Raw genomic sequence first — 15,266 nt, 5'->3', positions numbered from 1 at the left:
ACCGAAAATAAAAAAGCACGGATGAAAATAATAAAAATACGGATAGCAAAATAATAATAATATTAGACTCGTTGGTTAAAACAGTCGAAGGGAGAAGTGTCATAAGACACTCAGATTAGTAAGCGGCAGAGATTCTCTGTCGCTTTTTTATTTGTCGAATAAAATTGCTATGATTACGGCAAATAAATTTCACGTTTAAACCATGTCTGAACCTTGTCCACTATGCCTGCATTCTAAAAGCGCCTTTTATAGCGAAGACAAACGCAGAGCTTACTATCAATGTGAGTTATGTCAGTTAGTATTTGTTGCGCGCAGCCAGTTAATTTCACTCGAACAAGAAAAACAAATCTACGATAGTCATGAAAATGATGTAAATGACACGGGCTATCAGAAGTTCCTGAGCCGCGCGTTAGCGCCTTTGCTTCCAGAATTAGCAGAAGCTAGCCAGGGTCTTGATTTTGGTTGTGGACCGGGTCCTGCACTTGCCAAAATGCTCGCAGAGAAAGGTCACGCTACAGCGCTTTACGATATCTTCTATTATCCAAACACTGAGGTGTTAAATCGTCAGTACGACTTTGTAACCTGTACTGAGGTAATCGAACACTTAGCCAAGCCAAACGAAGTGTGGGCGCAACTACTGAACTTATTAAAGCCAAATGGCGTATTAGTTGTGATGACAAAGCTCGTCATCGACCAAGATAGATTTAAAAATTGGCATTACAAAAATGATATTACGCATATCAATTTTTTTTCGCGAGCCACGTTTGATTATTTAGCACAGCACCATGGCTTATCACTGACATATCATGGTGATGACGTGATGCTATTTAAACAGTCAGCAATAGTGTAAAATAAGCTTAGTTTTGTAAAAATTTTAGATTTAATTATGACCAGAAAGAAAAAGTCACGCAAAATCGGTACCGGTGGCAACGGAAGCTTCCGCCTTAGCAAAGAGAAACTTGCCGAACTACGCGCTTTGAAAGAGCAGCGTGTTAAAAAGCGTACTGGTAATAAAGCGGGTACACGCAATGCACAAGATGCCTTAAATGAGCAGCAAGGTACGGGTAAGCAACGCAAAGACAGCCGTTTAGGCAGCAAAAAACCTATTAGTCTTGTGCCTGAAGCAGCGGTTACTCAGCAACAGCCAGAGTTTAAGCGCCATCTACAGCCGCAAGTAGAGTTGCGTAAAGTGGGCGAGCCTGAACTGACACCAGAGCAAGAGCTTGAGCAAATTGAAAACGATCAAAAGCTAATGTCGTTACTTGAGCGTCAAAATGCAGGTGAAGTGTTAGTTGGAAAAGACATCAAATACTTAAACGCAAAAGTAGAGCGTCACCAAGCACTTTGCGACTTGTTAGGTATTGATGATGAAGATGAGTTTGACGACGAAGACATGCTTGACCAATTTATGTCGAACGATCTTGCCGATGAATGGTTAAGTGATGATGACGAGGAGGAGCTTAAGTAGTGAATGCTATTTGGGTTATCGCCATTATTATTGCCGCTGCTATTGTTGCAGGGTTAGCTTTTTACGCTGGTAAGTTGTTATTCCAACTGAAAGTGCAAAAAGAAAAGCAACAAGCGCAAATTGAAAAGTTAAAAGTTAAAGCGGCTGAGCGCAATGCAAAAATTGCCGACAGCATTAACTTGATTGCACGCGCGATGAAAGAGAAGCAGTGTGAATACTCAGAAGGCTGTTTACGTATTTGGGTGTTGATGTCGCAGTATCAATTCTCCGAAACAGTGGATCTTGAAACGGAATACCAGCACGTTTTCAAAATGTATGATGTGGTAAAGGAAATGCCGACCCACGATGCGCGTAAGAAATACAGTAAGAAAGAAGTTTTCCAAATGGATAGCAAGCGTTGGCGTGCTGAAAAAGAGCTTGAAGAAGGCATTTTGGCCGAAGCAGCTAAGCTAGAAGCTTATTTCCCAGCTGATCCGAATACCAAACACGTATTCGCTAACTAGCCACCTTATCTAATCTGTAAATAAAGCCAGCACTCGCTGGCTTTATTGTTTTGGATCAAAGCCTATTTCTCGTTCCTTTTGTACACTTGCTAAACCTTAATATTGTTAGGTTTCAGTCGTGCAAAACTTCGTTGAATGGGATAACTCCCTTATAAAAAAATACAATGTGTCAGGTCCTCGTTATACTTCGTATCCAACGGCGTTGTCGTTTGAGCCTGGCTTTTCTGTTGAATCGGTAACACAGGCGATTGCCAAAAGCGATAATACGCGCTTGTCGTTGTATATTCACGTGCCATTTTGTCATCAACTTTGCTATTACTGCGGCTGTAATAAAATAATTACTCGCCACCAACATAAAGCAGATGTGTATTTGGACTTTTTAGAGCAAGAAGCAAAAGCACAAGCAATCCTTTATAAAGATTACAAAATCGAGCAGTTACATTTAGGTGGTGGTACACCCACGTTTTTAACAAAAGAACAAATGAGCCGTTTAATGGCGATTGTTAAAACGTATTTTAACTTTTCAGACCAAGTGCAAGCTGGAATTGAAATTGACCCACGCTCTTTACCTGAAGATATGCTTAGTCATTTACGCTCGCTTGGTTTTAATCGTGTGTCTTTTGGTATTCAAGATTTTAATGACGATGTGCAAAAGGCGGTAAACCGTGAACAATGTGCTGATAACGTTGCAAACTTGGTAACTGAAGCGCGCGCACTCGGTTTTTCTTCAGTGAATGCCGATATGATTTACGGCTTACCATTGCAAACGCCAGAGAGCTTTCAAGAAAGCATGGCGCGTTTAATCGCCTTGTCGCCTGATCGTGTTTCGGTATTTAACTATGCCCATTTACCTGATCGTTTTGCTGCACAGCGCAAAATTAAAGATGAGCAATTACCTAGCCCAGAGCATAAGCTAACAATGTTTAAAAACACCTTGGCGCAAATGGTTGAGGCTGGGTACGTTAATATCGGCATGGATCATTTTGCCAAAAGCACGGATTCGTTGGCGATTGCGCAGCAGCAAGGTAAATTACACCGTAACTTCCAGGGTTACACCACACACGGTGAGTGCGACTTATTGGGTTTAGGTGCATCATCTATTTCGCAGGTAGGCGATAGCATTTTCCAAAACCCGAAAGATCTAAAAGATTATTATCAAACCGTTGAAACGACGGGCGTACCTGTTGTTAAAGGCCTAACGTTAACCACAGATGACAAAATTCGCGCATTTGTGATTAAAGAAATTATTTGTCACTTTAAGTTAAATTTCGCAGATGTTGAGCGCAAGTTTTCGATTAATTTTGCAGATTATTTTGCAGAAGAATTATCAGGGCTTTCGTGTTTTGCTGAAGATGGCATGATCTCATTAAACAATGAACAGCTTGTGGTTGAAAATAAAGGGCGCTTGTTTATTCGTAATATTTGTATGACGTTTGATGCTTATCTAAAGCAACAGGCAAAGCTAACACGCTTCTCGCGAGTGATTTAAAAGTTTAACCAATAAAGAAGTCTTGGCCGCCAGAGCAAATAGCAAAGCGGCCTTTTTTTTGCTCTGAGATTTCAGCCCATTGATAAAATACGTTTCGTGACACTTTCGCCATTACACCATGATGTAAATGCAGGTAAGGCACGTCACCATTTATCTCTAAGGTGTGATTTTCACTAAGCACATACTCTCTCGCTAGGTTATCGCAGCAAACAATAAAGCCGTCTTTTTGATACCAATGCGTAATTAGAAAAGGCGCATCTTCTACCTGAATGCGCATTTTCTCAACGGGTGTTTTTAAATAGTAGTGGCCTTGCTCTTTGGTTAACACCTTAGCAAATAGTTTTACCAAATTAATGCGATTGATTTTACTTGCTTGGAAATACCAATCGCCATTGCGTTTGATAGTGATATCAATATCGCCACAACTTTCTGGCTGCCATGTTTCAAATGGCGCAATACTGGTTTCAATTTGTTGTGTTAATTCTGCAAGGTTCATTTTTGAACAAGACCTGTGTTTGCCGCAAAAATTACTTAGCGAAATGCAATACGAAAGTCACAGGAACAGCACGCGCGATATTGGGTAGGCCTGCTACTTTTTGCAGCGCTGCTACGCCTGTATCTAAATTAAAGTCACTGGCGTTAATCACAACCGGTGTCATTGCGCTGACAAGTAAATCATCTTGACTAGTACGCGCAACAAATACTTCGATTGAAAGTGTTTTTTCAATGCCATTTAGCGACAACGTAGCTGGTACTGAAAATACATGTGTCGGTGCGTTTTTCATTGCGGCAAGTTCTTTGCTCACATTGGAGCTTAACGTTAATTTTGGGAAGACTTTAGTGTTGAATAGCATGCTTTGCATACGTTCATTGCGAATAGGGATGTTAGTTTCAACAGACGTTAAGTCAATTTCTAGAGATAATTTACCGTCATCAGCAATCGCGCCAGATAATGTTTTAAAGTGGTGTACTTCACCGATTGTGTCTTTTTTTACCGAGACAAAACTGAGTTTTGAACTGTCGTTTTGTAGTTGCCACGCTGCAAGCGAACTAAAGCTTGTTGCTAGTAAAGCAATTGAAAAAAGTGATTTAAGCATAACGCATACCTAGGTTAGTAATAAAAATAATTGCGATTATATAGTAACTTAACTATCGCTAAATTCCATTATCTATCTGCGAGCTTAGCGAGTTTTTCGAGTTTTAATCTAAGAGAGTCCGGTGCGTGCTGAGCAACTTCAAGCAGCGATTGCTGTGCACTTTTGGTTAGGCGTTTCTTCTCTTGGCTTTGCTGCTGTTGTTGGTTTGCTTGTAGGCTTTTTGCGCTGCGTGGCGATGTTTGAATTTTAATCTGGCACAACTCAGGCAAACCAAGGCGTCTAAAGTCACTGAGTAAGCTCATTTTCATATAATTTAGTCGCATAGCAACGGCCGCAGATTGGGCGTTTAACACTAATGTGCCATCTTGATAGTTTGCTATGGTGCATTTTTGTAGCATATTTTTATCAAGTATTTGTTCAAGCAAACTTTGTAATTGCTTGTTTTCTTGATTCTTATTTGAAAATTGCTGCAGCCGATTAGGAAGGTTAGTCAGTACATCCCCTAGCGGTTTAGGTGCAAACCTGTTTTTAGCCATGGTTAGATACCTCTTTTTTATTATTGTATTGGGCAAGAATAGTTACAGCAAGTAAAAAGCTGTAAATAAAGCAGAACAAAGGGCAAATTAAACTTGGCTCACTGTGATTAAACGAATAAAATATCGCCCTTGAATTTGGCAGTTTTGTCTCAATATATAGAAAAATATAGTTGTATCACACAAGGCTATATTGCTAGTTATCTCAAATAATGCAATTTCACTATTGTTAACGAGCCAGGTTTGGTCGGGTTAACTAGCAATATCGGTGCTCTGCTGATACTGTACGCACAATTAATTTGAAAAGTGGCATGGGTTTTGTCACTAAACTAAGGTTGTAACGGTTTTATCATGATAGCTAACTTACTTACCAAGATATTTGGTAGTCGCAATGATCGAATAATTAAAAACTTACGAAAAACGGTCGCGCAAATTAATGGATTAGAACAGCAATACGAAGGGCTGTCGGATGAAGAACTAAAAGCGAAAACAGCTGAGTTTCGTAAGCGTTATGATAATGGTGAAACCTTAGATTCATTTCTAGCTGAAGCATTTGCAGTTGTACGTGAAGCATCAAAGCGTGTTTATGGTATGCGCCATTTCGATGTACAGCTGATTGGTGGTATGGTTTTACACCAAGGTAAAATCTCTGAAATGCGTACTGGTGAAGGTAAAACCCTTACAGCAACTTTACCAGCATACTTACATGGTTTAACAGGTAAAGGCGTTCACGTTATTACGGTGAATGACTACCTTGCAAAACGTGATGCGGAAACAAACCGCGCACTTTTTGAATTCTTAGGCCTGACTGTTGGTTGCAACGTACCGGGCATGATGCCGCAGCAAAAGAAAGTGGCTTATGCTGCAGACATTACTTACGGTACAAATAACGAGTTCGGTTTTGACTACTTACGTGACAATATGGCGTTTACACCAGATGAACGTGTACAACGTCCTCTATACTACGCCGTAGTGGATGAGGTTGACTCAATCTTAATCGATGAAGCGCGTACGCCACTGATTATTTCTGGTCCAGCGGAAGATAGCTCTGAACTTTATCAACAAATTGATAAGCTCGTTCCAAGCCTAGAGCAGCAAGAAAAAGAAGACGAAGAAGGCGTTGAAGGTGATGGCGATTTCACGATTGATGAAAAAGCTAAACAAGTACACCTTACAGAGCGTGGCCAAGTACGTGTTGAAGAACTACTTACTGAGCTAGGTTTAATTGATGAAGGTGATTCGCTTTATTCTGCTAATAACATCACATTACTAAGCCACGTATATGCAGCACTTCGTGCGCACAAGCTTTATCAAAAAGACGTTGATTACGTAGTAAAAGATGGCGATGTAATCATTGTTGATGAGCACACTGGCCGTACTATGGAAGGCCGTCGTTGGTCTGAAGGTTTACACCAAGCTGTTGAAGCAAAAGAAGGCGTAAGTATTCAAAACGAAAACCAAACGCTTGCATCAATCACGTTCCAGAATTACTTCCGTTTATACGATGTACTTGCAGGTATGACAGGTACAGCCGATACAGAAGCATTTGAGTTCCAGTCAATTTATGGTTTAGAAACCGTTGTTATTCCAACTAACAAGCCGATGGTACGTGATGATCGCGCGGATTTAGTTTATTTAACACAAGAAGAAAAGTACGAAGCAATTTTAGCGGATATTCGCGACTGCCAAGAGCGTGGTCAACCTGTGCTTGTGGGTACTATTTCAATCGAAAGCTCTGAGTACTTATCGCAGTTTTTACGCAAAGAGAAAATTAAGCACAACGTACTAAATGCAAAGTTCCACCAACAAGAAGCTGAAATTGTTGCCAATGCTGGCCTTGCAGGCGCAGTAACCATTGCTACTAACATGGCGGGTCGTGGTACCGATATCGTGTTAGGTGGTAACTGGAAGCTGGAAGTTGAAAAACTTGAAAACCCATCTGATGAGCAGATTGCAAAGATTAAAGAAGAGTGGCAAAAACGCCATGATGCAGTTTTAGAAGCAGGCGGTTTACACATTATCGCTACTGAGCGTCATGAATCACGTCGTATTGATAACCAGTTACGTGGTCGTTCTGGTCGTCAAGGTGATGCGGGTTCGAGCCGTTTCTACCTATCAATGGAAGATGCGCTTATGCGTATTTTCGCTGGCGAACGCATGATGAACATGATGCGTAAACTCGGTATGCAACGTGGTGAAGCAATTGAGCACCCGTGGGTAAACCGTGCAATTGAAAATGCACAGCGTAAAGTTGAAGCGCGTAACTTTGATATTCGTAAGCAATTACTTGAGTACGATGATGTAGCAAACGATCAACGTCGTGTTGTTTACACACAGCGTAATGAACTGCTTGAAGAAGGCGATATTTCAGAAACAATCACAGCAATTCGCTCGGATGTATTAAACGGTATTATCGACCAGTACATTCCACCACAATCACTTGCTGATATGTGGGATATTGCTGGCTTAGAAGATCGCTTACGTGCAGATTTCTTAGTTGAAATGCCGATTCAACAGTGGCTTGATGAAGACAATAAACTTTACGAAGAAAAACTTCGTGAGCGTATTGAAGAAGGTGTTACAGCGGCTTACAAACATAAAGAAGATCAAGTGGGTGCAGATGTACTTCGCCACTTCGAAAAAGCTATTATGTTACAAACGCTTGACCAACATTGGAAAGATCACCTTGCTGCAATGGATCACTTACGTCAAGGTATCGGTCTGCGTGGTTATGCACAGAAGAATCCAAAGCAAGAGTACAAGCGTGAATCATTCGAGTTGTTCTCTGACATGTTAGAAGCACTGAAAGTAGAAGTGGTTAGTATTCTTGCAAAAGTACAAGTACGTGCTGAAGAAGATGTTGAAGCGGTTGAAGAGCGCCGTCGTCAGCAAGCAGAAAATACGCCAAAGCAATATCAACATGAAGAAGCGGAGCACGTAGGTGGTGAAACACCAGAAGGTGCAGCGGTAACTGTGCGCAATGATGCAAAAGTTGGCCGTAACGAACCATGTCCATGTGGTTCAGGTAAAAAATACAAACAGTGTCATGGTAAATTAAGCTAATTGAACCAGGCTCTGCTAAAAAAGCGACACTTAGATGTCGCTTTTTTTATGATTAAAGTGAGTAAAAAATGAAAAAACAAGTACATGTTGCAGTGGGTGTAATCAAAAAAGCTAACTTAATATTTATTGCAAAGCGTCACGATGAACAACATCAAGGCGGAAAATGGGAATTCCCAGGCGGTAAAGTGGAAGCGGGTGAAACAGTAACGCAAGCACTGGCAAGAGAATTAAACGAAGAAATCGGCATTGAAGTAAAATCTTCAACCCCCTTTTTAGAAATTCACCACGCCTACCCAGATAAATCAGTACATCTTGATATTCACTTAGTAGAAGAATTTGATGGGCAAGCGAGACACCTTGAAGGGCAAGATCACAAATGGGTGGCTATTAGTGATTTAAATAATTACGAATTTCCAGCAGCTAATGTGGTGATTATCGAAAAGCTGCAATCAAACTAGTCCCCAACTTAGTAGCAAAGCATGTACCGCTTTGCTACCAACCTGCATTTTATCTATAGATCTTCTCTATTTACCTCGAATTATTGTTTCCTGTTCAGAAAAAGCGCTATGTTAGTTATCACCAGAACAACAGGATAATAATAATGAAATGGCTTAAACCCTCTTTACTGATTATCAGTTTGGCAATTCCTTCAATCGCCAGTGCTTACGATCGCATTACAGGTGAAATGTTTGCTAGTCGCTCAGAAGTCTTTGCTGAAAATGGTATGGCTGCAACGTCACAACCGTTAGCAACGCAAGTTGCACTCGATATTTTAAAAAAAGGGGGCAGTGCTGTGGATGCCGCGATTGCTGCAAATGCAGTATTGGGATTAGTTGAGCCAACAGGTTGCGGTATTGGTGGCGATTTATATGCCATTGTGTGGCAACAAAAAGAGCAAAAACTGCATGGACTCAATGCATCTGGGCGTTCACCAGCATCGTTAACGCTAGATACATTAAAAGCACAGGGCGACAAAATCCCAAGTTATGGTCCTTTGCCGGTTTCGGTGCCAGGTGCTGTCGACGGTTGGTTTGAATTGCACAATAAATTTGGCAAATTGCCAATGGCTGAGTTATTAGCCCCTGCAATCCACTATGCCGAAAATGGCTTTCCAGTATCAGAGTTAATTGCTTACTACCTCAATAAAAGTGTTTCTGTTCGTGGAAAATATCCGGGCTTTAAAGAAGTCTTTATGCCAAACGGTCATATGCCAAAAAAAGGTGAAATCTTTAAAAACCCTGCACTTGCAAAAACTTACCGAAAAATAGCAAAAGGCGGTCGTGATGCATTCTATAAAGGTGATATCGCAAAAGAAATCGACCGTTATATGAAAGTTAATGGTGGTTATTTGAGTTATCACGATTTAGCGTCGCATAAAAGTAACTGGGTAGAACCAGTAAGTACTAACTATCGTGGTTATGATTTATGGGAGCTGCCACCCAATGGCCAAGGCATTGCTGCACTACAAATTTTAAATATTCTTGAAGACTACGATATTGCAAGTATGGGTTTTGATAGCCCTGAGTATGTTCACACTTTTGTGGAGGCTAAAAAATTAGCTTTTGCAGACCGCGCTAAATACTACGCTGACTCATCATTCAATGACATTCCAGTAAAACAATTAATTAGCAAAGAATACGCGGCAAAGCGTCGCAAGCTTATTGATGAAAATAAAGCGAGCAAGCAAGTGGATGCGGGGCCAGTTGAAGGCGATACCATTTACCTCACCACTGCTGATAAAGATGGCAACATGGTGTCACTTATTCAAAGTAACTATCGTGGTATGGGATCAGGTATGACACCAGAAAAGTTAGGGTTCGTTTTGCAAAATCGTGGTGAGCTATTTACCCTAGAAGATGGCCACTTTAATGTTTATGCACCTAAAAAACGACCTTTTCATACTATTATTCCTGCCTTTGTCACCAAAGATGGCAAACCATATATCAGTTTTGGTGTGATGGGTGGTGCAACACAGCCGCAAATGCATGCGCAAATTCTAATTAATATGATTGATTTTGGTATGAACCTACAAGAAGCCGGAGATGCACCACGCATTTTACATACTGGTTCGTCACAGCCAACTGGCGAAGTTATGGCAAATGGTGGCTATGTCAGCTTGGAAGCGGGATTTTCGGAAAAAACAAAACGTGAGCTTGTGAAAAAAGGACACACTCTTCAGCATGCGGTTGGCCCATACGGTGGTTATCAAGCGATTATGAAGCGACTTTCTAATGGTGTTTATGTGGGCGCATCGGAAACACGAAAAGACGGAATGGCTGCAGGCTATTAATATTCAACATGTTAGAGGTATTTTATGATGCCTCTAACATCCTGATTTTTAATTATTTCAGATAAAATTAAGGTTTTTTTTAAACTGTTTTGATAGCGCTGTCATTAAATAGTCATTATGATTCCTAATAACAAAAACTAAAATTAACGCTTTCGCTGTCTAATGTTAGAAAGCGCACAATAAACAAGTAAAGGAAGTCTTATGCATTTGAGAAAAACCATACTTGCTACAGCTTTATTAGCAACCCCTCTGTTTGCTAATGCTAAGCTATCGCAATCCGACATTAAACAGTTTGCAGCTCAAGCGGATCTTAAATTTGGTGTCGTTGATAACTTTCATGATAATGACGGTGGCTACATTGGAAAAATCCAACTTAAAAACACCTCAAAAGTAGCTTTACCAAAAGGCGAAAGTAATTGGCAGCTGTATTTTCACAGTATTCGTAAAGTAAAAACCTCTGAAGTAAAAGGCATCGCTATTGAGCATGTGAATGGCGATTTGCATCGTTTAGTGCCAACTAAAGCATTTGCCGGTTTAGCCGTAGGTGAAACATTAGCGCTTGAGTATGAAGCTGCAGCTTATATTGTGTCTTATTCCGATGTGATGCCACGTGCGTTTATCGCGTTAGACAATAAAGACGCAGAAGTATTTGCTAGTACAGATACTGAAGACCTAAAACAGTTTGTATTGCCAATAGTTGAAGAACGTCAATTAAAGAAATTTAATACACCAAAAGATTTAAGTGTGATTGCCGACGCACAGAACCGTCATGCACTTAATATCAAAAACGAAAAATATACACCAAGCCAAGAAGATGCTTTAAAGCGTATTATTCCTAAGCCGCTTGATGTTGATTTCTCTCGTGGCGAAGTAACGCTTTCGTCAGATTGGGTTGTGAGCTATCAAGGCAGCTTAAAGCAAGAAGTAACAGTATTTCTTGATGACTTATCGAAATTATATGGCCTTAAGCTAGAAGCGAATGCTGATCATATCTCAGTAGGTAAAAAGCCGCATTTATCTTTAAAAGTAGATAATTCAATTCAAAGTGGCGACGCCGAAAGCTATCACTTAGAAATTGATAAAAACAAAATTACGGTTGTTGGTAGTGATAATGCCGGTGTTTTTTATGGCTTGCAGTCATTATTAGCACTTTTCCCAGCAGACGCTAACGGCAGCGTTGAATTACCACGTGTAGAAATTAAAGATTCACCACGCTTTAGTTACCGCGGTATGCATTATGACAATGCACGTAACTTCCATGGTAAAGATGCAATGTTTAAGCTGGTTGAGCAAATGGCAAAATATAAGCTCAATACATTACATTGGCACTTTTCTGATGATGAAGGTTGGCGTTTAGAAATCCCATCGTTACCTGAGCTTGCAGAAATTGGTGGTGTGCGTTGTTTTGATTTATCTGAAGATTCTTGCTTATTGACTCAGTTAGGTACAGGTCCGCATAAAGACGGATCAGGCAATGGCTACTTAACAAAAGATGATTTTGTTGCATTATTAAAATTTGCAGCGGCACGTCATATTAAGATAATTCCTGAGGTAGAGTCGCCAGGTCATGCACGTGCATCGATTAAAGCGATGGAAGCGCGTTATCGTAAATTGATGAAAGCAGGCGATGAAGCGGGTGCGAAAGCATATTTATTAAGTGACCCAGAGGATAAGTCAGAATACATCACAGTACAGAATTACACAGATAACTCGATCAATGCGTGTATGGACTCAAGTTATAACTTTATGGAGAAAGTGACGTACGAGCTGCAACAAATGTATCGTGAAGCGGGCGTACGGTTAGAAAATCTACATTTTGGTGGCGATGAAGTGGGTGCGGGTTCTTGGACTAATTCACCAGCATGTCAAAAAATGTTTGAAGAGGCCGGTAATGGTGTTGCAGGTCCTGCAGATCTGAAGCCTTACTTTACTCAACGCGTAGCAAAAATGCTTGCTAAACGCGGTATTGCTCCTGGCGCATGGGAAGATGGCTTAATGTATGACCGCGTTAATACATTTAACCGTGAAGAGTTCCCGAATCCAGTATTTACAGCGAATGCTTGGGATAATATTTGGGAGTGGGGTGTTGCTGACCGAGCTTACCGCTTAGCAAACAATGACTATCAAGTTGTTTTATCGCATGGTACGCATCTTTACTTTGACCACCCGTATGAAGCTCATCCTGAAGAACGTGGTTATTATTGGGCAACTCGTTTTATCAGTAATGAAAAAGCATTTGGTTATATGCCAGACAATGTTTATGCCAATGCTGACTTTACTCGTACTGGTGAAGTTATCAAAAACTTAGAAGACTTAGTTGGTCGTCCGCTACCACAGCTTGAAAAGCCGGAAAATATTTTAGGTATGCAAGGTCAGGTATGGTCTGAAACTATCCGTACTGAAGATCAAGTATTGGCTATGTTGTTCCCACGCGTGTTAGCAGTAGCTGAACGTGCATGGTATAAAGCGCCATGGGAAGGTGAAAAGCCAGATGCACAAAAGCGTGCTAAAGATTGGATGACATTCTCAGCGGCACTTGGCACGAAAGAACTGGCAAAATTAGCCAAGTCTGGTGTCAAAGCAAATCTTGATGTACCAGGCGGTGAAGTCAAAAATGGTAAACTCACTACAAGTGTGGCTACGGCTTACTTAGATGTTGAATACAGTGTTGACCAAGGAAAATCATGGCAAACATACCAACAACCAGTTAATGTAGGTGATACGCAAGTGTGGTTAAGAAGTTCATTAAATGACCAAGTTAAGAGTCGTATAACCACAATTAATTAACTAATTGTTATTAAAACTAAAGGGAGCATTTGCTCCCTTTTTGTTCTAATTAATTCAAAATTCAAACTGGCAATATTTATTCAATTGAATTAAAGTAAAATGACAGCGCTATCATTTTGAGGCTTAGGGGAAGCGCTAACTTCCATAAATTGCCGTATTCAAAGTGATTAGCGTTAATAATAAAACCAAGAAATAAACTGATTGCGTTAACTATTAATATAGTGCGTCTGAAAGATGGGGCGACTTAACGCAAATGGTATTTTCATAGCGTAAAGCTATGACATAAGATTAACTGCAACAAGAAGAAGTTTATGGAAGCAACAGTGGAAAACGAACAAAATTCCCAGCAAAGCATCATTTTACCAATGGTACTAGCTGGCTCTATGTTTTTTATACTAGGTTGTATTACCTGGTTAAACGGTGCAATAACACCTTTCTTACAACAAATGCTTGAGCTGTCGCCGCTGCAAGCTTCATTTATTATTTCATCTTTCTATATTGCAGTAACCATTGCGGGTATTCCATCGGCAATGTTAATTAAGAAAGTGGGCTATAAAAATGGCATGGCAATTGGCTGTGCGATTATGGCGAGTTCTGCGCTGTTGTATATTCCAGCAGCGAAATTGCAAATGATTGAAATTTTCTTATTTGCTCAATTGCTCATCGGTGTCGGTCAAACTGTATTACAAACGGCAGTTAACCCTTATGTTGTTAAAATGGGTTCAGAAAAGTCAGCAGCTGTACGTGTTTGTATCATGGGTTTACTAAATAAGTTTGCTGGTGTTGTTGTTCCTATTGTATTCGCTATGGTAACGGTTGCAGCAGTTGCAGGTGAAGGGGAAGTACTTTCACAATCGCAAAAAGATGCAATGGCAAATAGCTTAGTCGCACCTTATATAGCTATCGCAGGATTAATCTTTGCGTTTGCTGCATTCGCAAAATTCTCACCACTTCCAGATTTAGTATTTGAAGATGAAAACCCAAATGCAAAAGGTGAAGTACGTGAAGCGCTCAGCCACCCTCATTTAGTATTAGGTGTAATTGGTATTGCACTTTATGTAGCAGTAGAAGTAATTGCTGCAGATACTATTGGTTCTTACGCACTCGCGATTGGCGTTGCTGATTACTCTATGATGACATCATACACTATGGCATGCATGTTAGTGGGTTATGCAATCGGTATTGCGCTTATTCCTAAGTATATGTCTCAACAAAATGCATTGGTGATGTCTGGTATCGCAGGTTTAATTACCGTTGCCGCTGTTGTATTCGGTAGTAACGAATCTACCGCTATCTCAAATGTGCTACTTGTGCCATTTGGTGGTCCAGAATTACCAGACCCATTAGTGTGTATCGCATTACTTGGTTTTGCTAATGCAATGGTGTGGCCTGCAATCTGGCCGCTGGCATTAAGTGGTTTAGGCCGTTTAACTGGTACAGCATCAGGTTTACTTATTATGGGTATTGCTGGTGGCGCATTAGGTCCGTTACTAATCGGTTTAGGTAACGTAGCGGGTTTAGGTGCTCAAGGTGCATACGCATTAATGGTGCCTAGCTATCTATACATTCTATTCTACGCATTAAAAGGTCATAAAATGCGTAGTTGGTAATAACCACTTTTTAATTAGTATTACACTCCCGTAAAACGCCAAACCTAAGTTTGGCGTTTTTTTATGCGCAAATGTAGCTCTTAAGTTAACGAAATAGCTGTTTTGAATATTAAATAATCAAACGATCAAAAAAGATCGTTTTTTTATAAAAAAGTGGTTGATCTGATTTTCGATCTGCCTATAATGCGCATCCACCGACACGGAGCACAGCAACAACAAACGCTGAGTTAAGTGAAGGAAAGTCAAACGGAAAGTTACTTTGAAAAATAATTAATTTTCTAGTTGACTTTAAAAGTGAAGCGGTTAATATGGCGCTCCACTTCGCAGCAAGAGATGCTGCACTGTTCTTTAAAAATTTAAGCAATCATCTGTGTGGGCACTCGTACAGATTAAGTTCTAACATACGCTTTTAAAGCGTAACAAAAT

The 15,266-nt window shown here is 40.4% G+C and carries 12 protein-coding genes; 9 read left to right on the top strand and 3 right to left on the bottom strand.

What is annotated here, in order from left to right; all coding sequences use genetic code 11:
* Nucleotides 1-202 precede the first annotated feature (202 nt).
* The 4 genes from AN214_RS01395 (at nucleotide 203) to hemN (ending at nucleotide 3,460) form a co-directional block, all read left to right on the top strand.
* Nucleotides 203-850: a class I SAM-dependent methyltransferase gene (locus AN214_RS01395; RefSeq protein WP_054978104.1), complete on the top strand. Its 648-nt coding sequence runs from the start codon at nucleotides 203-205 to the stop codon at nucleotides 848-850.
* 36 nt (nucleotides 851-886) lie between these two features.
* The gene (gene yihI / locus AN214_RS01390) at nucleotides 887-1,468 is read left to right on the top strand and encodes a Der GTPase-activating protein YihI (RefSeq protein ID WP_054978103.1); all 582 of its coding nucleotides are present in this window, start codon (nucleotides 887-889) and stop codon (nucleotides 1,466-1,468) included.
* On the top strand, nucleotides 1,468-1,971 hold the full coding sequence (locus AN214_RS01385) for a DUF2489 domain-containing protein (RefSeq protein WP_010561649.1): 504 nt from the start codon (nucleotides 1,468-1,470) through the stop codon (nucleotides 1,969-1,971). Before yihI ends, AN214_RS01385 begins: the two co-directional genes overlap by 1 nt.
* A gap of 118 nt (nucleotides 1,972-2,089) precedes the next feature.
* Nucleotides 2,090-3,460 (top strand): oxygen-independent coproporphyrinogen III oxidase, encoded by a 1,371-nt coding sequence (hemN, locus tag AN214_RS01380; RefSeq protein ID WP_054978102.1) that lies wholly within the window; start codon nucleotides 2,090-2,092, stop codon nucleotides 3,458-3,460.
* A 4-nt stretch (nucleotides 3,461-3,464) separates the two neighbouring features.
* Here hemN and AN214_RS01375 read toward each other — a convergent pair whose 3' ends face one another.
* From AN214_RS01375 to AN214_RS01365, 3 genes are all read right to left on the bottom strand, one after another.
* Nucleotides 3,465-3,956, bottom strand: coding sequence for a DUF1285 domain-containing protein (locus tag AN214_RS01375; protein WP_054978101.1), 492 nt, complete (start codon nucleotides 3,954-3,956; stop codon nucleotides 3,465-3,467).
* Between the two features lie 31 nt (nucleotides 3,957-3,987).
* Nucleotides 3,988-4,557 (bottom strand): YceI family protein, encoded by a 570-nt coding sequence (locus AN214_RS01370; RefSeq protein WP_054978100.1) that lies wholly within the window; start codon nucleotides 4,555-4,557, stop codon nucleotides 3,988-3,990.
* Nucleotides 4,558-4,625: 68 nt separating this feature from the next.
* Nucleotides 4,626-5,093, bottom strand: a complete 468-nt coding sequence (locus AN214_RS01365) for a DUF721 domain-containing protein (RefSeq protein ID WP_054978099.1) — start codon at nucleotides 5,091-5,093, stop codon at nucleotides 4,626-4,628.
* Between the two features lie 348 nt (nucleotides 5,094-5,441).
* Here AN214_RS01365 and secA point away from each other — a divergent pair, with 348 nt between their 5' ends.
* The 5 genes from secA (at nucleotide 5,442) to nagP (ending at nucleotide 14,840) form a co-directional block, all read left to right on the top strand.
* Nucleotides 5,442-8,153 carry a preprotein translocase subunit SecA gene (secA, locus tag AN214_RS01360; protein WP_054978098.1) on the top strand — a complete coding sequence of 904 codons (2,712 nt, stop codon included), beginning with the start codon at nucleotides 5,442-5,444 and terminating at the stop codon, nucleotides 8,151-8,153.
* 68 nt (nucleotides 8,154-8,221) lie between these two features.
* Nucleotides 8,222-8,611, top strand: coding sequence for an 8-oxo-dGTP diphosphatase MutT (gene mutT / locus AN214_RS01355; RefSeq protein WP_054978097.1), 390 nt, complete (start codon nucleotides 8,222-8,224; stop codon nucleotides 8,609-8,611).
* Nucleotides 8,612-8,754: 143 nt separating this feature from the next.
* Nucleotides 8,755-10,443 (top strand): gamma-glutamyltransferase, encoded by a 1,689-nt coding sequence (ggt, locus tag AN214_RS01350; RefSeq protein ID WP_408002950.1) that lies wholly within the window; start codon nucleotides 8,755-8,757, stop codon nucleotides 10,441-10,443.
* Between the two features lie 201 nt (nucleotides 10,444-10,644).
* A complete protein-coding gene (locus AN214_RS01345; protein WP_054978096.1) occupies nucleotides 10,645-13,230 on the top strand; it encodes a family 20 glycosylhydrolase in 2,586 nt (861 codons plus the stop codon).
* 311 nt (nucleotides 13,231-13,541) lie between these two features.
* Nucleotides 13,542-14,840 (top strand): N-acetylglucosamine MFS transporter NagP, encoded by a 1,299-nt coding sequence (gene nagP, locus AN214_RS01340; protein WP_054978095.1) that lies wholly within the window; start codon nucleotides 13,542-13,544, stop codon nucleotides 14,838-14,840.
* Nucleotides 14,841-15,266 lie beyond the last annotated feature (426 nt).

Origin of the sequence: Pseudoalteromonas sp. P1-9 (genome assembly GCF_001399975.1) — a bacterium.
Taxonomy (GTDB): domain Bacteria; phylum Pseudomonadota; class Gammaproteobacteria; order Enterobacterales; family Alteromonadaceae; genus Pseudoalteromonas.
This window is presented reverse-complemented; position numbering and strand designations above follow the sequence as displayed.

Excerpts from the sequence above, each read along its gene's own strand:
- AN214_RS01395 (WP_054978104.1), top strand. The coding sequence starts at position 203 with ATGTCTGAACCTTGTCCACTATGCCTGCATTCTAAAAGCGCCTTTTAT.
- yihI (WP_054978103.1), top strand. The coding sequence starts at position 887 with ATGACCAGAAAGAAAAAGTCACGCAAAATCGGTACCGGTGGCAACGGA.
- AN214_RS01375 (WP_054978101.1), bottom strand. The coding sequence starts at position 3,956 with ATGAACCTTGCAGAATTAACACAACAAATTGAAACCAGTATTGCGCCA.
- AN214_RS01370 (WP_054978100.1), bottom strand. The coding sequence starts at position 4,557 with ATGCTTAAATCACTTTTTTCAATTGCTTTACTAGCAACAAGCTTTAGT.
- AN214_RS01365 (WP_054978099.1), bottom strand. The coding sequence starts at position 5,093 with ATGGCTAAAAACAGGTTTGCACCTAAACCGCTAGGGGATGTACTGACT.
- secA (WP_054978098.1), top strand. The coding sequence starts at position 5,442 with ATGATAGCTAACTTACTTACCAAGATATTTGGTAGTCGCAATGATCGA.
- mutT (WP_054978097.1), top strand. The coding sequence starts at position 8,222 with ATGAAAAAACAAGTACATGTTGCAGTGGGTGTAATCAAAAAAGCTAAC.
- ggt (WP_408002950.1), top strand. The coding sequence starts at position 8,755 with ATGAAATGGCTTAAACCCTCTTTACTGATTATCAGTTTGGCAATTCCT.
- AN214_RS01345 (WP_054978096.1), top strand. The coding sequence starts at position 10,645 with ATGCATTTGAGAAAAACCATACTTGCTACAGCTTTATTAGCAACCCCT.
- nagP (WP_054978095.1), top strand. The coding sequence starts at position 13,542 with ATGGAAGCAACAGTGGAAAACGAACAAAATTCCCAGCAAAGCATCATT.